A 19,854-nucleotide genomic window follows, 5' to 3' on the forward strand; every position below is an offset into this window, starting at 1 on the left:
TACCATGTCAATGCAAGAACAATTAAATGTTGCCGCGCATACCACGGAGCAAGCTCCTTTATCTACTTATGAAAATATATGTGGAATGGTTGATATTTCTCCAGTTTCAGATGAAATCAAACTTGATTCATTCAGAGATGCAAGCAACCTAGCCGAAACTCGTGCAAATGAGCGCTTAACAGCAGCTATAAATGTATTTTTAGATATGGCTAGCAGTAGCGGTCAAGAAGTAACGCGAATTGATAAATTACTTTTAGATGATTACATCGCAAAAGTAGACATTATTATTTCTCAGCAGTTAGACCAAATTTTACATCATCCAAATTTTCAAAAAATGGAATCAGCATGGCGCTCGTTACGCTACTTAATTAGCCGTACGCCTAACAACGCTAATATTAAAATAGAAATGCTTGATGTAGATAAAGAAACTCTAAGAGATGACTTTGAAGAGGCGCCAGATACAACGCAATCTGCACTATACAAGCATGTATATACCTCAGATTACGATACGCCAGGTGGTGAGCCAGTATCTACAATGGTTTCGAACTTTGAATTTGATTGTTCGGCACCCGATGTATCGTTACTGCAAGAAATATCTCGTGTATCTGCAGCTGCGCATTGTCCGTTTATGGGCAGTGTTGGTCCTAAGTTTTTTCTTAAAGACTCATTGGAAGAAGTGTCTAAAATCCAAGATTTGGGTTCTTACATGGAACGCGCTGAGTTCCTTCGTTGGAAAAACTTCCGTGAATCAGAAGACTCTCGTTACATTGGTTTAGCATTCCCACGCTTTTTACTACGTCTGCCTTACGGTGAGACAAATCCTCTTCGTAACTTTAATTACCAAGAAGATGTAAGTGCGCAGCATCATGAGCGTTACTTATGGGGTAATGCAACATTTGCATTTGCTGCAAACATTATCCGTAGTTTCCATGATAATGGTTGGGCTGTAAATATTCGTGGGCCGCAATCAGGTGGTAAAGTTGATAATCTTCCGCTGCATTCATTTGAAGCTGGTAAAGGTGTAGAAACTAAAATACCAACTGAAGTACTGATTTCTGAAACTAAAGAACTTGAATTTGCTAATCAAGGTTTTATACCGCTTAGTTATTATAAAAATTCAGATTTTGCATGTTTCTTTTCAGCTAATAGTGCCCAAAAACCGCAGGTTTTTGAAACAAATGAAGCAACAGCTAATGCAAGAATTAACTCACGCTTACCATATATTTTCTTAGTATCGCGTATTGCGCATTACTTAAAGGTTTTACAACGTGAAAATATTGGTTCAAGCAAACCTCGTCATGAATTAGAGCAGCAGCTTAATGATTGGCTTGGCGCATTAGTAACTAAAATGAACAACCCAGATGAATCTCTTATTGCTACGCATCCGCTAAAAGATGCAAAAGTAACTGTGGCAGAGATTCCAGGTAACCCTGGTTATTACAGAGTAAGTACGTACATTGTACCTCATTTCCAAGTTGAAGGGATTGATGTTCGTTTAGCGCTAGTAGGGCAAATGCCTGGCGAAAAATGAACTGCTACGCCGCCAATGAAACGGATTTAAGTACTATCAAATGCGTCTATTTGGTGAGTAGTTGGCTGGTGTACATAAAGGATTAAGACTTATAGTCTAAAAAATTGCCCCAAGTTGGTTGCAACCAACTTGGGACATTAAAAGGAGTTTAAAAATGAAGTGCCCAAATTTAAGTGGATTGGAGTTTTCTAAAAAAAATCTAGAGTATTTAGATAAAGCTAGAGAACTTACTAGACATACAGATCAACTTACAAAAGCACTAAGCTTCGGTAGTCTAGCTGCAATTTTTGTAGGTAATGGGGCCTTGGTCGCACAATTTAATATATCTAATACAGATTTTGCTTTGATGGCTGAGTCGTTATCCTCAGTGTCAAAAATTAAAAGATATGAGCTACAAAAAATTTCATATAGTGCTTATAGAAATAGTAGTTCTTATAAAGAGCGAGAATTTTGGAAGGCAATGATAAATGGTTGTAAAAATGATTAGAATATTGTGTATGTTCAGCTTGTTTTTGGTTTGCATTGCAAACGCAGTGGCCAGTGATAATAAAGTTTTTTTTGCGAAGAAAAAGCTACAGCTAGCAACAGTCGCATTTGAAAAGCAGATGGATAAATGTTTTTCAAATGCGAATAAAGTAAGCAGTACTGAGTTACAAAATGATGGTATTAGCTTAGAGATGACAAAGACAGCTATTGATTATATGCATTATTCTGCGCTGAGTACTTGCATGAAAGTTCAGTACGAAAATTATTTAAAAGCAGGTTACTTTTACAAAACAGTTACATTAAGTAAGGATATTGGTGATATTGATAGCTTTGTTTCAAATACTTGGGTATCTGAATTAGACGCAGAGTATAAGTTTAAGCAATTACCTAAAAGTGTACAGCAACACTTCGAAAAGTTAGCTGTTTTGCAAACTCCATTTGACGCGATGTCGTTAATACTAGAGTTAGATAATCCGTCTTTGTAAAAATTGCCCCAAGTTGGTTGCATCCAACTTGGGACATATTCCCCAGTGGCATGAAGCAGAGGGCTTTTTGGGGGGCATAAATATTACTATTTATGCCAATGCCAACTAACAGGAAACACTTCATTCTAAAAGGAGAATAATGAAATGGCAATTCCAGCGTACATGTGGTTAAAGGATGACCAAGGTAATGACATCAAAGGTTCTGTAACTGTTGCAGAGCGTGAAGGTTCAATTGAGATCCTACACTTTGATCATGAACTTCGTATTCCTACGGATAACGATACAGGTGAACTTACAGGTACTCGTAAGCATGAACCTTTTGTAATTACAAAAGCTGTTGATGCGGCTACGCCGTACTTGTACAAAGCGTGTTCAAACGGTCAAACACTTAAGCAATTAGAGCTTAAATGGTACCGTATTGATGACACAGGGACTGAGCGTGAATATTTCTGCCACAAGTTGGAAGATGTAAAAATCACTTCGATCTCACCAACAATGCATAACGTTAAAGACTTAGACAAGGAGCGTTACCCGCACCTTGAAACAGTTTGTCTACGTTACAAACGCATTACTTGGACTTACTTAGATGGCAACATCGAGTTCTCTGACTCTTGGACTGAAGGTCGTTAATTAGTCAGTAATTTTGAAGGATATGCGCAAGCATATCCTTTTATTGAGATGTAGATATGGCGTTATTCGATTTTTTAACTCAACCAGTTACACGCAATGGCCATCATGGTTTTCAAACTGATGAGCAGGTTAGTGTGTGCAAGCATTTAAATGAGCTTTTAAATGCAAGAAGAGGCGTGTTAAAGCACTTGTCTGACTATGGTTTGCCCGATGTAGAGGATATTTACGAGGGGTTACCATATTCACAACACACGTTAGCGTTTGAGGTTAAAAAATTGATAGAAAAGTACGAACCACGCGTACGATATGCAAATGTAACACCTGTTGAAATTAAAGAAGATAATTGTGTAATAAGGCTAGATATTCAAGCATTTTTAACGAGCGGACAAAGTATCAAGCTAAACACTCGATTTGAATCTGGCGGTAAAGCAGACGTTATGCAACATGCAAAAAACAATAATTAATATTATTTAAAGGATTGATGAATGCAGCAATATTTTGATGCACAAATGCGCTTGTTAACCCAAGCTGGTAAGCAGTTTGCTCAGTTTTATCCTGAGCATGCAGGAATGCTTAACATTGATGCATTAAAAGATAGAGACCCTCATATTGAGCGCTTATTAGAAGGCGTGGCGTACTTAACTGCCCATACTCAAAAGCGTCTAGATGAATCAGTCCCTGAGGTTTCAGAGCAGGTGCTGCGTCAACTGTGTCCAATACTGTTAAGTTATTATCCTTCTAGTACTGTGGTGCAATTTAAGCCTAAATTGGCTATGCAAAAAACACATTCTATTTCAAAAGGTTTACAGCTCAACCCTCCTAAAGCAAAGACCGATAATAAAAAAATAATTTTCAGTACAACCCACGGTTTAGATGTTGTCCCATTGGATGTTGAACATGTTAGATACCAAGAGTCGCACTTGGGTGCAGAGCTACGAATAGGGTTTAAGTTTGTATGCCAAGGTGAACGCAGCAATTTTGATTTATCTAAGCTAAATTTTTATTTACGTGGCGATACACCATTATGCAGTGCTTTATTTCAGTTGTTAAAAACACCTAATAAGCAAGCTGAACTTGATTTTGGTTCTAACCATTTTGAGTTCAATAAAAAGTTAAAAGCAAAAGGCTGCAGTGCGACTTATTTAGATATAGATGGCGCTTTACTGCCTAGTGCAGCTAAAAGCCATCCCGGATATGCACTATTACTTGATTATTTTAATGCAAAAGATCGGTTTTACTTTTTAACATTTGATGGTTTAAAAGACGAAGAGTTTCCTGAGCATATTGACCGTTTTGAAGTGGTATTTAGAGGGGATAATAAACTACCGCCGGGCCATCAGTTAAGTAAAGAAAATATTTTAATCAATTGTGTGCCAGCAGTTAATTTATTTAGCCAAGCCGCAGAGCCCATTAAAATAGAGCCTAACCGTACTGATTATATGATAAGTGCAGATCAGACTCGTTTTGACCACGTTTTTAGCTACACGGTTGATGCAGTTGCTGGTCGAAATTCTGTAACGGGGCAATCGTATGATTATACGCCTCGTTATCAAAGCGTATTTGAAGACGAGAAAAAGCTATTTACTGTGCTCACTAAAGATGTAGGTGCAGCAGCCCCAACTCATTATTTACAACTCCCTTTTAATTTAGAAGATGAAAAAGAAACTCTATCAGTTGATTTAACCTCTTTTAATGCTGGTTGGCCTCGTCAGCTTTTGCAAGAGGGAGACTTGAGCGAAGGCGGAAAAGACATGCCGAGTATCGTTGAGGTAAAAAATGTTATACGCCCAACTAATTATTTAGCATGTCCAAGTCAGCCAAAGCATTGGCAGCTTATTAGCTTGTTAAATGTAAAGTTTTCGCAAATTACGCAAGTTACAGAGCTAAAAAGGTTACTTGTGTTGTTTGACTGGTCTGATAAAGCTGAGAATAGATTAAGAATTGAAAGCATTTTAAAAATAACAGCAACGCCAATCAGCCAAATTAAGCGCGGAATATTTATCAAAGGTGTTGATGTACTTATTGATATTGATGAAAGCAAATTTGTTGGTGATGCCGATTTATATCATTTTTGTAATGTATTACATGAATTCTTTTTAATGTATGCCCCTATAAACGAAAGCGTACAAACGCGTGTTAATGCAATTCCTAGTTATAAGTCATGGAGTTGGGATATTGAACCAGGTAAGAGCTATCAGCTATGAGTTATGCTGAGAAAAGCCATGCGCATCCTGTTTGGTCTAAGTTACCCGCCCCAATGGAGCTACTTATAGAGCAGCCTTGGCGGTTTAACTTATTTAAAGCGATGAGCTTAATAGAAAAACACTGGGCTGCGCCTCAAGAGCTAGAGCAAGGGATCAGTAATAGGGTTGTTTTTAAACCTTTTAAAGAGCTTGGTTTTCCGGCTACTGATGTACGCGAATGTGTATTAGAAAACGACGGCAGGGGAAGATTAAGCTTATCGACCTCTTTTTTAGGCTTGTATGGTGTAGATGCACCCATGCCACATTATGTATTAGAGCAAGCAGCAAGTGATGAGCAAAGCGGTGACCGCGTTCGTCAGTTTTTAGATATATTTAATCATGTACTTTATTGCCAACTTTTTCAGGCCTGGAAAAAGTCGCAGATTAATATAGCGGGTAGAGGCGCGAGCCAATTTGATGGGTTAGTTGAATCTATTTTACTGGGTAAAACAGATCAAAAAATTCAGTGTGGTATTGCAAGTTTAAAGCAAACTAGTGCAGCAGGCTTAGCGCAGCTTCTTAAACATAGCTTAAATATAGACACGCTAAAGGTTGACGACACACGAGCTAATTGGCAAAAAATAGATACGCCAAGTGCAATAGGCGAAGAGAGCCAAATGGTTTTAGGTAACTCTGCAGTACTTGGTACACAGGTATTGGTTAGTGGAAGTATTTTAACAATAGATATAGGCCCAGTTAATAGTGATACAGCCATGAGCTTAACGCCAAGAAGCGAAGAAGGTATAAAAATGGCGGCACTATTATCTGCGCATCTACCAAGTAATGTAGAGTGGGTTTGCCAAATAAAGGTAGCTAATGAGGCGGTTGCTGAGCAAGCACTTGGTCAGCAACCGTTAGTACTTGGACACAATTCATATTTAGGGGCTGCAGCTGCAAATACAACAACACATAGCTACAGTCATCAACAGTATAAACACTAAGGAATTAAGGATAAAAAAATGGATGCTAAAGGTATAAAACAACTCATAGATAAATTAAATGGCCACACCGCAACAGCACTTGAATCAGCCGCTGGGTTTGCGAGTAGTCGTAGTCATTTTGAAGTGCTTCCTGAGCATTTACTTATTAAGTTGATGGAAGAAGGAAGTAATGGTGACCTTGAGCACATTTTTCATTTTTTTAATATTAATCAAGATAAAGTATGGCATGAGCTATTAGACTTTTTAAATAAACAGCCTGCCGGTAATCAAAGTAAGCCTACATTTTCTCGTCGTTTATACGAATGGCTAGAGCGTGCATGGTTAAGTGCTAATGTTCAGCATAAAAGTGATTTTATAACCGGTGCTGCACTTATTGACTCATTAACAGAGTTATTACCTTACAGCCCTGTACTTCAATTACCTGCTTTACTGGATAAAATAGATTCACGTTTTTTAGCTGAAAACTTAGATAAAATTTGTCAGCAATCTTCAGAACGTTTAAACCCAGTAGCTAAATCAAAGTCTGTAAATCAAACAGATTCATCGCACGGTACAGCTGCGCTTGATGAGTACTGTGAAGATTTAACTGAAAAAGCAAAACAGGGTAAAATCGACCCGGTTCTCGGTCGTAATGACGAAATTCGTATGATGGTCGATGTGTTATGCCGTCGAAGAAAAAATAACCCTATTTTAGTGGGTGACCCAGGTGTAGGTAAAACAGCAGTGGTTGAAGGTTTTGCCCAGCGTATAATTGATGGGCAAGTACCAAGTGATTTGCAAGGCGTACGCTTATTGGTGCTTGATATGGGGTTATTGCAAGCAGGTGCCGGAGTTAAAGGTGAGTTTGAGCGCCGCTTAAAAACAGTAATCGACGAAGTTAAAAATTCAACAACGCCAATAATTATGTTTATTGATGAAGCACACACTTTAATTGGTGCCGGTGGTGATGCAGGCATGAGTGATGCGGCAAATTTATTAAAGCCAGCATTAGCGCGCGGAGAATTAAGAACCGTTGCTGCTACAACATGGAGCGAGTATAAAAAATATTTTGAACGTGATGCCGCACTAGAGCGCCGTTTTCAGCTTATTAAAGTAGATGAGCCAACAGAGCAAGCTGCTCAATTAATGCTAGCAGGCTTAAAAGATAAATATCAAGAGCATCATAATATTCAAATTACGGATGATGCTATAGAAGCTGCTGTTGTTTTATCGTCGCGCTATATAACAGGTCGCCAATTACCAGACAAAGCTATTGATGTATTAGACACCGCAGCGGCAAGAGTGCGTATGTCGTTTGCTACAGATCCTGCTGCTATTGAGTCTGAGCGCGAGCACATTAATTATTTAGAAACCAGAATTAATAGCCTTAATATAGAGCTAGGCCAAGGTTTAGTTGTTGATAAAGATAAGCTTACCCATTTAGTTGAAGAGCTGGTTATTGCACAAAATAAATTGGCGCAACTTACTCACTCGCGTGAGTCTCAAATTTCGACTTTGAGTCAAATTAACGAGATAAAGCAGGCAACTGATCAAGAGCTTGATAGCGAATCATTACTGACACTTCGCCAATCGCTTAAAGAGCAAAATACACAAGACAACGGCTTATTTAGTGAAGTAGATGCAGATGCTGTTGCACAAATTATTTCACAGTGGACCGGTGTGCCTGTAGGGGCAATGGTAAAAGATCAGATTAGTAATTTAATTAACCTAGAAGCCACAATTAGCCAAGAAGTTATAGGGCAACAGGCAGGATTGGCTAAAATAGCGCAAACGCTAAGGGTGAGTAAAGCCGGCGTAAGTAACGATGAAGGTCCGCTAGGCGTATTTTTATTGGCAGGCCCCTCAGGTGTAGGTAAAACAGAAACCGCTCGCTGCTTAGCTAAACAATTATTTGGTGGCGATAAGTTTTTAACCACTATAAACATGAGTGAGTACCAAGAGTCGCACACTGTATCGCAATTAAAAGGTTCACCTCCGGGGTATGTTGGTTATGGAGAAGGAGGTGTATTAACCGAAGCGGTAAGGCAGCGTCCATATTCAGTAATTTTACTTGATGAGGTTGAAAAAGCGCACAAAGATGTAATGAACATGTTTTATCAAGTATTTGAGCGTGGCACCATGCGTGACGGTGAAGGGCGTGAAATAGACTTTAAAAATACTGTAATTATCATGACATCTAATTTAGGCTCAGCAGAGTTAATCGATGCGTGTACACCGCCTACAGTTATAGACCTAAGTCCTCAAGATGATGAGGAAGAACAGGTACAGCAAAGCGAGCAAGAAGCAGCTATTAACGAAGCGCTAAATCCAACGCAAGCACCTATAAATGAAGACGGAACACCTTGGAAAGTACCATCAATCGGTGTGCTTACTGATTTAATTAAGCCGCAGCTACTTGCTTTTTTTGCGCCGGCTTTGCTTGCCCGTATGCAAGTTATACCTTACTTAGCGCTTGATTCAGAAGCACTGCAATCTATCGTTAGCCTGAAACTTGAAGCTATTGCTACACGTTTGCACGAAAACCACAAAATGCAGCTACGAGTAGATGCCAGTGTTTTAGAAAAACTGACTACTCAATGTACGCTTTCTGATAGTGGTGCACGTATGGTAAATGCAGTTATAGAGCAGCAAATACTCCCTGGTATCGCTAAATCAATTTTAGAGTTTATGGCAGAAGAAGACATGCCTGATATTTTAACGCTGGCTGTTGACGAACAAGACGAAATTACAGCGACATTTGCAGATAACGCTTAAATAAAAGGACGTAAAAATGGGATTCATGGACATATTTAACGAGCTCAAGGCCAATAAAAGTCACTTTAGTGTTGCTATACAGGGCATGCCTGACGGGATGGTCTATGTAACTGACTTTGAGTCTAAAGACGATCGTTTATGTGAAGACTATGAATTTAAAATCCAAGTATTGAGCCCTGAGCATTTAACATCTGAAATGCTAATAGGCAAAGATGTATCGTTATCACTAGTGTGGTCAATGTTAGATCGGACTATATCAGGGTTAATTAGTGGTTTTATAGCGCATGGTCAAAGTCATCAGGGGTACCACTATACTTTGATCATGAGTTCTCATTTAACATTACTTAAGCATCAGCATTCTAACCGTGTATTTACTGCTATGGATGCAGGTAAAATTATTTCGAGCGTGTTTGAAAAAGCAGGTTTCCCTGCGCAAAAATTAAATGTGCAAGCAAGCTCAACCATGCTTGATATGACCGTGCAGTACAACGAAACTGATTACGAATTTGTAACACGCTTAATGCGTAAGCACGGTTTTGTATACAGCTTTGTAGAGCAAACGGGTGGTGAATGTACATTGTATATTTGCAATGATTCTAATGGTATAGCGCAAGAGTTTGATGAAATAAACCTAAGCTATGTACCGCCATCTGGGCAAGTAAGAACGAGTGAGTCAATTTTTGCTATAAGCCGGCAGGCCCAATTATTTCCACAAAGTACGCACTTAGATGATTACAACTACCAAGCTCCGGGTAATTTGCAAGTTTCAAAAAATAACAGTGCGTCAGTTATTGGTTTTGGTGAAGATAGTCATTACGGTGATAATTACGGGCAATCAAACGAAGGCCAAGACTTAGCAACTATCAGACAGCAAGCGTTTGATTGCCAACGTGAGCAAATAATAATAGATACAGACTGCAGGGCGCTTCGCCCTGGTATGCGTTTAAATATTTATGACCATCCAGAGCATGATGGTCAGTATTTAGTGACGCGTGTAGAGCACAAAGGTAGCCAAAGTGCTTCGGTTGAATACGGCTCAAATGTGAAGGGTTTAACGTATAAAAACCAGGCTTATTTAATTAGTGTTAATCAGCCTTATAAAGCTCCATTACGCCCAGCGAGACGTGTGTTTGCAACGTTTAATGCATTAATTGAGCAAGAAATTGATGACAAAGGAAATTACGTAGTAAAACTACCATTTAACCAAGATGGAGAAGGCCAAGAAAGCCGTCCAACACGTTTAATGCAACCTTACGGCGGCAGCGGGCACGGTATGCATTTTCCACTAACGCAAGGTACAGAAGTGCTCGTGTGTGGTGAAAATGGTGATTTAGACAGGCCTATAATTTTAGGCGCGCTTTATAATGAAAATGCTCCAAATCCTGTTACGAGCGAAAACCCAACTGAAAACAAATTAGTAACTAAAGCTGGGCACAGCTTTGTAATGGATGACAAAAAAGGCGAAGAGAAGATAAGCCTTGCCAATAAAAACAATAAAAACCAATTAATACTCGATGCAACAAATGGTGCGCACCAGGCAATGTTAAAGTCTGTTGATGGTGATGTTAAAATTTCAGCGAAAGAAAACCTTCAGTTTGTTGCCGAGAACGACGCAAACTTTACAGTCGCTAATAATTTTACAACCCGAGTAGAAAACAATCTGCAAATTCAAACCCGCGAGGGAGATATTACAGTTACCTCGGCTGCGGATTTAACTCTAAACTCAGCCTCAAATAGTCGTATTCAAGCGGCTGACGGTAACTTAGAGCTCACAGCAACTGATGAGCTTAAAATGCAAGCGCAGCAAGACATTAGCGTTTACTCGGTTGACGGCAACCTTGAGCTACAAGCACCTCAAGGTGATTTAGAGCTAAATAGTGGCGGTAACATCACTATAAAAGCAAATGGGCAGGGTTCAATTCAGTTAAGTCAAGGTGGCGCAAGTATAGAAATTGATGCTGCGGGTAACCTCACAATTGATGCCACTAATATAACGTTAAGTGCCACTAATATAGCAATTAAAGGCAGTGCAATTAGTAATAACTAAGTTAAAGGAGTAATTTAATGAACGCTAAAGTTAAAAGTATATTTAATCACGATCAGCAACTTGCACCTGTAAGTAAAGTTGATGAATTTGGCCGAGTTAAAGGCGTTACAATAAATAACGACGAACATAATGTGGTAGCACAAGCGGCGCATATAACACCATGCCAAGTGGGCGACACAGTACTGCTTACCCATACTGCACAGGGCTTTATAGTAACAGGCCTACTTGCAAATGAAGATCAAGCACCCGCTGCATTCATTCAAAATAGCCAAGGCCATATTGTTATTGAAGCTCAGCAAAGTATTAGCCTTCAAACGGCTAAAGGGACGATAGAAGTATTTGCCGACGGGACGATAGTGCTCGAAGGGCGAGATATAACGGCTAATAGCGAGCAAGATCTTACTTTGGCTGGCTGGCCAATTAGGCTCAATTAACACTATGTTTGCTCAAGTCGCTAAAGTTAAGCAGCATCAGCAGCGTTTAACTACTCTATTAAAACACAAACAAAAGTTGCAAGCGCAAGGTGTTTATCCGCTTGCTCGACTCAATGTAATTGAAAGCCAATTACTAAATCATTTATACACACTCAGCGATTTAAAAAGTGATGCACCCACAGATTACTTTGCAGGTAAAAATTTAACACAAGTAAGTCATTTAGCGCTTAATGAATTTATTACCCTTGCGATAGAAAGCCCAGAGCACCACAGTATCTACACGCTATTGCTACAAAGTCTTAATTTAAAAAGTGAACTTAACAGCGGCGAAACTTTTTTAGCTTTAAAGTCGGATAAACATTTAAGTTATTACAGTGTATTACAGCACTTACTTGGTTATTGGCAGTTAGATGATAATAAAGCACTGCGTAATAGTGTACTCAACGAAAAAGAACAGCTTGATAGTACCGCGATTACTTTACTTTTTTCACAGCACTTAAGCGAAACAGAGCTTAGCCATGCCATGTTACATACTAACTTTGATATTGCTTATGCAGCACTCGTGAATGCCTATTGTAATAAAACAAGTAACTTATCAGACATACTATTTAAAGTATTTGCTAAAACAAATGATGACGACAAAAAAGCAAAATTACTTGCCCTAGCAGGGCTTACTAACGATCCGCGCTGGGATGAACCTTGCCTACTTTTTTGTAAAGCTAACCCCGGGCTTTGCCAGCATGTACTAAGCCACTTTGTATATAAGCGCGCATTGCCTTTATTTATTAATTTAATGGCGCATGGGGTAACTCAAAAACCAGCTTACGCAGCATGGCTAATTATTACTAACAGAGCGCTTGCCCAAGCAAACAAAGTAACTGTAGTAGAACCAAATAACGAAAAAAATGTACACAGCGGCATAAACCTTGATGATGCAGAGCATGCAAGGCAAGCGTTTGCATTAGTGCCTGGGGATCAATTGTTAAACGGCGTTAGCTTTGTGTGCAGTAATGCAAAACAAAAATTAAAAATGCTTGCAGGTGAAGTTGTGCAACGCGTTGTAGCACCACATTATTCTTTGCAAAAGGCCTGTGGTTTGTACCATGTATTACTGAGCGCCAAACAATGGCAAAGTGTTATAGCGGAGAGCCCAAGTGCTGAATAACTTTTCTCCTTGGCAGGCTAGCTTTTTTGATGGTTGGTTGAGTGACCGTACGTTGGCTAAAGTTGTCCTTGTAAAACAAAACTTTGAATTTGACGAAAAAGGCAATGTAACACCAAACGAGCCCGGCCCCGATATTGTTTTAGCAGATGACTACGATGGCGACCCCGCATATACACCACTGAGTGAAGTAAACGAGCAAGTCGCCTTTAAAACAGGTTTTGAAGTGTATGGCGACTTTACAGCTTACCCACCCAAAGCCAAACAAGCACGAGTAATTGAAGTAGAGCTTGGTCTCCATAATAAAACGCAGCCACTATTTAAAAAGCGTTTACGTGTAACTGGCGCACGCTTTTGGAAGCGCTCTTTACTTGGGCCTGTTGCAACTGATCCTAATATTATTGAGCCTACACCCATTAATTACAGTAATGCTTTTGGTGGAAAAGACTTTAACGATGAGTCTAATTATCTGCTTGAAAATCCGATAGGGAGAGGGTTTAAGCTTAAAAACAAACAAGCAAAAGGGCAGCAATTACCTTGTATTGAATACGCAAACCAACTACTTCGTAAACCGAGCCATACTACCCCAGTTGCAAGCTTTTCAGCTATACCATCACATTGGTCACCGCGAATAGAACTTATGCCCGACATCGATCAAAAAGCACTTATGGCAGGCAATTACCCGTTTAAAACAGTGCTTGATGAACATTTTAATAATATGGCACCGCTAGATCAGCGAGTAAAAAAAGAGTTTACACAAGGGTGGGCTTTTTCGCTTTCTGGGTTATACCCGTTACAAGCTTATGGGCAGCATCAGCGAGTTGAGCTTCCCTTTGAAGAGCCTATTGTTCAGCTAGTTAACACATTAAACAGACATACCATTAGTTTGCGCTGCGATACGTTGGTTATTGATTCTGACGCGCAGAGTTTTTCTTTGTTATGGCGCGGTTATATTGACGCAATACACGTAGGCGCAAATAGCCAGTTAGTCGTGGCGCAAAAGGAAACTAACAATGAAGTTTGATGTACTTTGCCATATAAATGCCAGTGGATGTACACCAAGTAGCTTGTATACTGCTGTTGCAAATCAAATGTTGTTTTCTAAACCGAGTAAAGCGCTAATACGTTGCGATATAAGCTTAGATGCCCCCTACATAATGGTAGAAATAGAAGAGCTTGCTCAGCTTGATAGGCAAACCAAATGCTTACTGTTATTAAGTCAGTTGCTTGAAAATATTGATATTACAACACTTAGAAAAACATCCCGCATAAGCCAAATAGTGTTTGTATTACCACAGGATGAGTCAAACAACCCAGTAATAAGTGACGATACACTCAGTGAGCTTTTAGCTGAGGTGATTTCGCAGCAAGTCCCTGACTTTATACAAACTACAACGCTTGATTTAAAAAGCATAGCGCCAGATACCCTCATTATCGCCGTAGATTCATGCGTTAGTTACCAATACGTAAGCCATCAAGCAAAAAATAACGTGGTGCAAGTGTTAAACGGCCCGCCAGGCATTATTAATGGTGAAGGTGGATGTGTATTACTTACCCATTTACAAGGCACCCTTAGTGCACACCTTTATAATGGTGAATTAAACGAACAGCTCAACCAAGCTGAGGCTTGTGTTAATGATACTTACCTATTTGCAGGAAAGGAGTCGTTAGTATGGCAAAAAAAATGGTTTGCTAATACACAAGCATTGTATAGCCCAGAAGACGAATTAATAGAGCTCGCCAACTTAAATAATACTATTGGCCATCAAGGCGTTGCAAACGATCCAGCGGGGTTTGTGCTTGCAAATAGCTATTTAAATAACCCACTAAATGAAGGGTTACAGCATGTATTTTTATTATTTAATTCACCTAACGAGCAATTAATAAAAATTTCAAGGAGTGAAAATTCATGACATACATTAATGCAGCCGCAGGTAAACAAACAGGCAGTGTTCAGTACGACATCGACGCGCTAACCGCCGATGTGCGTTCAGGCGGATCGTTAACATGGCGACACAACAACCCAACTTTGTTAGGACTTAATAATAGCGCACGAAGTAACGGCGCATTAGGTAAAGCCAGCAATGTTGCTATTTTTGAAGACAGAGAAGCCGGTGAAGCTGCTTTTTTAGATGAAATAGCACGCCCTAAATACCGTGAAAAAACACTCGGTGAAATGGTAAACACCTTCATACCCGGCTATATAATTCCGCCACCAGAATGGGATGATGAAAAAAACGAACCTATTTTGCCGTGGAATGAGTCTCAAACCAATATGGATGTTAATAAACCTATCACTAATGCCCAAGCATTTTTAGATTTAGTGTCGAGCCACTTAGGGTGGGAAGCCGGCAGCGAAGAGCAATTAACCAAAGATACGCAATCGCAAGCAGCGCAAGTAGCCACAGTATCAGGGCAAAATGTATTAATTAATGGCCGCACTGCAGTGCACCAAAGTAGTGGCGGCAAGCTAAGCACCATAGATGTATGTTTAACGACGGTAGGCCCAAGTGTTATCCCAATACCTTATCCAAATATGGCTGCAGCAAGCGATGTAGCAAGTGTTGCCGGGTCAGTAAAAATTAACGGAAATGGCGCGGCTAACATCAAAAGTAATTTTTCAAAAAGTATGGGTGATATGCCCGGTGATAAAAAAGGCCTAATGAGCGGCACTAACGATGGAAAAGCTGAATTTATAATAGGCTCATTTAATGTGCTCATTGAAGGCAAACCCGCAGTGCGCCAAGGTGACTTAATGATTTCAAACTCAAAAAACACCCCGCCTATGCCGCTAGCGCAATCAGGTGGCGCATCACCAAGAGGATTGAGTGTAGAAATGAGGGATAGTTTGGCTGACCAGCAAGCCGGTAAAAAAATAGTCATAAAAATATCAGGATCAGAAAAGTTAGATGAAGATGGAGTGTCAATTGTATGAGTGATCTAAATGTAGCAGATAAAATTGATGAAAAAAATGCGCATAGAGAGCTTGTTTTTGAACGCCAATCAGATGGTGTAAAAAATGTATCACTAATGGTTAGAGATGAATCTGTAAATAGAAGCAGTAAAGGCTACTATAAAATCCCGTTATATCAGGTAGATGCTAAAGAGGAGAGTGATAATACAGCTGATATTGAGTTAGTTCATATATTTCCAATTAGATATGCCCACCCTGCAGATGAAATTGACGATCATAAAACGAACTTAAGAGATGGCTTTTTATACATTTTTGTTGACGGTCATTTATGGCGTGAGCTTAAGGTAACGACTAATAAGGATGTTACAAGGTTTAAAGATATTAACCTTGCTTGGCAAAAAGGCGCTCTTACTTGGAAGCAAAATAAAGGTTTTCGCGAGGCAACTGGCGAAGCACTTAAAACAGTCATCGTACCATATAAGCTAAATGGACAAGTTTGTGAGGTACAAATTGCTCATTCTGAAATTCAATGGCCCTGGAAGCAGATACAACTTTTTGGTGGCCTTAAACCAGAAGATCCAAGGTTAAACTATGGAGAGCCTGTTAAGCCAGGAGAGAATAATGCTGATGCAATAGAGGTACGAAACAATAGGTTGTTTACGTTAGATAAGCTTGGGGATTTTGAGCAAGGCTATAATAGCGCGCAGCTGCCGAAGCATGTTGTATTAGATGTAACAAATAAAGCTGGGGTTTATCAGCCAATTATTCCAGATGTGCTTGGTAAGGCCCGCCAAGCCTGTGCGGATATAGCTCTGGCTCGTTCAATAATCAATACATTACTCTTAGATAAAGCAGCTAAAGGTAAATCCGTTTTAAGTGTCGATGAACTTACTAAAGAGCAGCGAGGAGAGCTTGAATTAGCCTCATTTATTCAACAAACCTTTTTTGCTTTTCCGCAGTCAGTGTCTGACAAATTAGCAACATATGGTGAAGACAGTGTCTCTGAGCAAGAACAAAAGATTGCTTCAGATTATAAAAAGTGGGTAGAAAATAAATTTGATAAAACAGCATTCAGAAAGTTTTTAGATACAGAGCAAGTGCATGTGCTTGGTCAGTATATCAATGAGTTAAGAGCCAATGTAAAAGACCTTATAGAGGATGAAGAGACTGCTTCTTGCTTTTATCAATGTGCAAGAGATTATGCATATCACACAGGTAACCGACGACTCGAAATATATCAACTTATGTGTGATGTATTAGCCCCTCTAAAAGATTTAACGGCAGACATGCTTCGCTCAAGTGTAGTGTATGACCAAGACGCGAAAAAGCTTGAGCAAATCGACAGTAATGACTTAGGGCAATATATAATCTTAAAAGTGTTAGGTACACACCCAGAGGATACCAGTGACCGTTCAAATTTATTAAAACTACATAAGTTACTATTCCCTGATGAAACCAATAGTAAGCCAAATTTAACTGAATATAAGTGTTTTCGAGATGAAGAAGACCCTAAAAACGTTGATTTTTCTATTGATGAGTTTAAGGCTTTGGAAAAGCAAGATGATCAACTTGATGGTTATATAGAAGGCGATTTAACGCAAGTATTTAGGCGTAGTAGCCAAGCTGTATGGGGCTTTTTTAATATTATTATGGAAGTACCATCTGCCACTTATTCTATGTCTCAAGGTGGCGGAACAATTAAAGATGTGTTTACTGCCCGCATGCAAAAACAATCTAGTTTACAGCGAGAAAGTAATGAGGTAAAGCAACAAATATCAAACTTAAAAGAACAGATAAAAAATAAACAAGACGAAATTAAAAGTTCTGAAAAAACACGCAATGAGCTAATTCAAGAAGCGCGTAACCAAGGTATTGATAGCGATGACATCACCGAGCAATTAAACAGGCAGCTTAAACAAAGAAACAAAGAACTAGAGCATTACAAAACATTACTTAAACAAGCAAAAACAAAAAGTAGTGTCACCCGTGCGCATCTATCAACACTAAAAAGTGTGGGTTTAGACATGCTTAATAGTGAGGCACGTATTAAGTCAGTTGCGATGTCGTATAACCCCTATCAAAAAATAATGCATCTCGCGCACATGGTTTCTGATGGTTTACTCGTTGAGATTGATATTGATGTTAATGACTACTATGAAGGTAACTTACCCGATTCAGTCGTCCCGCTTAATTTTAACAGCCGTTCTAAGCGTGCCGAACAACGAATTTTAGAATTTAATAAAATAACCGAAGGTATTGACGAAGCACTGAGCCAGGGTAGTTACCCTGGCAATGGCGGAACGCGGCCCATTGTTAAACTTAAAATTAACGATAAAGTAACGATACCAGCACGTTTAGATCTTATTACAAGCTTAGATGGCTCTTTAAATGAATTAGAGGCCATGGTTACTAAGCAATACTACCAAGCAGACAGCGCTAAGAACAAAGTGATACAAAAAATGGTGGTGTTAGACAAAGATAAGTTATTAGCTTTAAAAGCTGCAGAGAAGAAATTAGGCGATACTTTAGAGGCTTTTGAAACTGCTCAGCTTAAAACTAACTGGGATTTAACTGGGTATAAAGATCATAATAAATCCCTCAAAAAATACGCGCAAACAGCATTGGGTAAGCAGCAAAAGGGCAAAGTTGGCTCAGCCAGTATTGGTGTTTTACCGTTTGTTACTGGGCTAGAAGTCATTAATTTTTATACCGTTATAACTGGAGATGGCGTTAGTTTAATGGATAAAACGTCAGCGTATGCTGATTTGTTAGATGTTATGGTGAATATTGGTAAGGACCTTGTTGAGCGTCGTTATGGTATGCCAAGCTCTGAACAGTTGAAACTTTTCTCTAGAAACAAAGTGCCTGCTAGTGAGTTTACTAAAAAAATACTAAGAGGAAGGCTCAGTGTTATCTCTGCGAAGGTAGCCTTATCTTATGCCGCCAATGCAGCGACGTTCCTTGCAGGCGCAATAAGTACATATGTGGCCGTGAGGGATGCGGTTAATGAATATAACAAAGGTAATATAGGCCTTGCGACAGCAAATTCTATTATGGCTTTGGGCTTTTTAAGCATGACAGCCGCATCAGGTATTGCAATCATTACCAAAGGGGCGTCAGCATTAATTGCCGTATTTGGCATTGCCGGCTTAGTAATAGTTCTAATTGCGGCAGGGCTTATTTATTACTTTAGCGAATCAGAGGTTGAAGCCTGGCTACATGCATGCCCATGGGGTAAGGCTGCATTTGTTAATGATGGCTCAACGAGTGTACGAGCAGAACAATGGAGAAATCGCCCTGATTTAGCACTACTCGATATATATAACGCGCTTTATAAGCCTTATGCAAAAGTAATCGCGAATGAACACTCCAAAACAGTCTCAATGGGGCTAACAGCTCCCGTAGCTGCAGTGAAAGAAGGTGTCGATACAAAAATTAGCTGGCGAATGCTTCCACCTGATAAGGGAATGCTAAATTATTATGCGGCATCATTATTAACAGATTATGACTCTAGGCTAGCAAGATACACTAAGCATAAGCACTTTAGTCAAATCCCTTTAGACTCGGTTATTTTTCTTAAAAGTCTATGGACTTTGCAGCCAGCTCGAACAGGTTGGCAAGCTGAAATAAATAACCACGTTTTATTGGCCGCGCTCGGGTTAGAATCAGGCGACCAAATAGAGCTTAAATTAGAGGCAACAGTATATCCTAATGGTAAAGTTCAACCGACTATTCAAGGTTTTAATAGTAACTATGGCTTACCAATTGAGTATTACAAGGCGGGTGAAAAGCCTGGATTACTGTCTTTTAATGATGACCGTAAGTACAGTCACCGCATTGGTCAGGTTATAAGCCAAGCAGTAATTAATTTATAAGAAGTAGATCGCGTAAAGGAGTAACTATGAACATAGATGATAAAAACGCAGAGGACGAAAGAATACTTGATAAGCTAGTTGAGCGCTATATTGCTGAAGAGGAAGATGGCTTAACTCACGAAGAGCGAGAAAAAATAAAAAGAGAAAACCGTATTAACGCAATTAAACAGTGGTGCGCTGAAAATCCTGGTCGAGACCCCGCTAGAGCGAAAGATAAAACCATAAAACAACTCGCTCTAGATGAAAAAGCGGTCGTCCGATTAGAAGAATTTAGAAAAAATAACCCTGAAAAAATGCTAGAAATCGAAAGGAGAGGCGATAACAAAAGTAAATACCGTGATAATAGACAAAC

Annotated in this window: 15 protein-coding genes and 1 pseudogene; all 16 read left to right on the forward strand. The window is 39.4% G+C overall.

The window, feature by feature from the left end:
* Nucleotides 1-4 precede the first annotated feature (4 nt).
* Nucleotides 5-1,531, forward strand: a complete 1,527-nt coding sequence (gene tssC, locus GQR52_RS18960) for a type VI secretion system contractile sheath large subunit (protein ID WP_024594497.1) — start codon at nt 5-7, stop codon at nt 1,529-1,531.
* Between the two features lie 154 nt (nt 1,532-1,685).
* The gene (locus GQR52_RS18965; protein WP_024592020.1) at nt 1,686-2,018 is read left to right on the forward strand and encodes a hypothetical protein; all 333 of its coding nucleotides are present in this window, start codon (nt 1,686-1,688) and stop codon (nt 2,016-2,018) included.
* Nucleotides 2,011-2,502 (forward strand): hypothetical protein, encoded by a 492-nt coding sequence (locus tag GQR52_RS18970; RefSeq protein WP_165729454.1) that lies wholly within the window; start codon nt 2,011-2,013, stop codon nt 2,500-2,502. The genes GQR52_RS18965 and GQR52_RS18970 overlap by 8 nt, the downstream gene beginning before the upstream one ends.
* A 144-nt stretch (nt 2,503-2,646) precedes the next feature.
* Nucleotides 2,647-3,132 (forward strand): Hcp family type VI secretion system effector, encoded by a 486-nt coding sequence (locus GQR52_RS18975; RefSeq protein ID WP_007584479.1) that lies wholly within the window; start codon nt 2,647-2,649, stop codon nt 3,130-3,132.
* 56 nt (nt 3,133-3,188) lie between these two features.
* Complete coding sequence (tssE, locus tag GQR52_RS18980; protein WP_165729455.1) at nt 3,189-3,596, forward strand: type VI secretion system baseplate subunit TssE; 408 nt, start codon at nt 3,189-3,191, stop codon at nt 3,594-3,596.
* 21 nt (nt 3,597-3,617) lie between these two features.
* Nucleotides 3,618-5,336, forward strand: a complete 1,719-nt coding sequence (tssF, locus tag GQR52_RS18985) for a type VI secretion system baseplate subunit TssF (protein WP_165729456.1) — start codon at nt 3,618-3,620, stop codon at nt 5,334-5,336.
* The gene (gene tssG, locus GQR52_RS18990) at nt 5,333-6,316 is read left to right on the forward strand and encodes a type VI secretion system baseplate subunit TssG (RefSeq protein WP_165729457.1); all 984 of its coding nucleotides are present in this window, start codon (nt 5,333-5,335) and stop codon (nt 6,314-6,316) included. The genes tssF and tssG overlap by 4 nt, the downstream gene beginning before the upstream one ends.
* A gap of 18 nt (nt 6,317-6,334) precedes the next feature.
* Nucleotides 6,335-9,070 carry a type VI secretion system ATPase TssH gene (gene tssH / locus GQR52_RS18995; RefSeq protein WP_165729458.1) on the forward strand — a complete coding sequence of 912 codons (2,736 nt, stop codon included), beginning with the start codon at nt 6,335-6,337 and terminating at the stop codon, nt 9,068-9,070.
* A gap of 25 nt (nt 9,071-9,095) precedes the next feature.
* Nucleotides 9,096-11,117 (forward strand): type VI secretion system tip protein TssI/VgrG, encoded by a 2,022-nt coding sequence (gene tssI / locus GQR52_RS19000; RefSeq protein WP_165729465.1) that lies wholly within the window; start codon nt 9,096-9,098, stop codon nt 11,115-11,117.
* 17 nt (nt 11,118-11,134) lie between these two features.
* Complete coding sequence (locus tag GQR52_RS19005; RefSeq protein ID WP_165729459.1) at nt 11,135-11,551, forward strand: hypothetical protein; 417 nt, start codon at nt 11,135-11,137, stop codon at nt 11,549-11,551.
* 4 nt (nt 11,552-11,555) lie between these two features.
* On the forward strand, nt 11,556-12,716 hold the full coding sequence (locus tag GQR52_RS19010; protein WP_165729460.1) for a hypothetical protein: 1,161 nt from the start codon (nt 11,556-11,558) through the stop codon (nt 12,714-12,716).
* Nucleotides 12,706-13,737 (forward strand): DUF2169 domain-containing protein, encoded by a 1,032-nt coding sequence (locus tag GQR52_RS19015; RefSeq protein ID WP_165729461.1) that lies wholly within the window; start codon nt 12,706-12,708, stop codon nt 13,735-13,737. The genes GQR52_RS19010 and GQR52_RS19015 overlap by 11 nt, the downstream gene beginning before the upstream one ends.
* Nucleotides 13,727-14,626 carry a hypothetical protein gene (locus GQR52_RS19020; protein WP_165729462.1) on the forward strand — a complete coding sequence of 300 codons (900 nt, stop codon included), beginning with the start codon at nt 13,727-13,729 and terminating at the stop codon, nt 14,624-14,626. Before GQR52_RS19015 ends, GQR52_RS19020 begins: the two co-directional genes overlap by 11 nt.
* Nucleotides 14,623-15,648 carry a DUF4150 domain-containing protein gene (locus GQR52_RS19025; protein WP_165729463.1) on the forward strand — a complete coding sequence of 342 codons (1,026 nt, stop codon included), beginning with the start codon at nt 14,623-14,625 and terminating at the stop codon, nt 15,646-15,648. The genes GQR52_RS19020 and GQR52_RS19025 overlap by 4 nt, the downstream gene beginning before the upstream one ends.
* Nucleotides 15,645-19,502 carry a toxin VasX gene (locus tag GQR52_RS19030; RefSeq protein ID WP_165729464.1) on the forward strand — a complete coding sequence of 1,286 codons (3,858 nt, stop codon included), beginning with the start codon at nt 15,645-15,647 and terminating at the stop codon, nt 19,500-19,502. Before GQR52_RS19025 ends, GQR52_RS19030 begins: the two co-directional genes overlap by 4 nt.
* Nucleotides 19,503-19,528: 26 nt before the next feature.
* Nucleotides 19,529-19,854 (forward strand): annotated as a pseudogene (locus tag GQR52_RS19035) (hypothetical protein); the annotation flags it as partial.

The sequence above is a fragment of the Pseudoalteromonas sp. 31A1 genome, assembly GCF_011378815.1.
In the GTDB taxonomy this organism is placed as follows: domain Bacteria; phylum Pseudomonadota; class Gammaproteobacteria; order Enterobacterales; family Alteromonadaceae; genus Pseudoalteromonas; species Pseudoalteromonas arctica.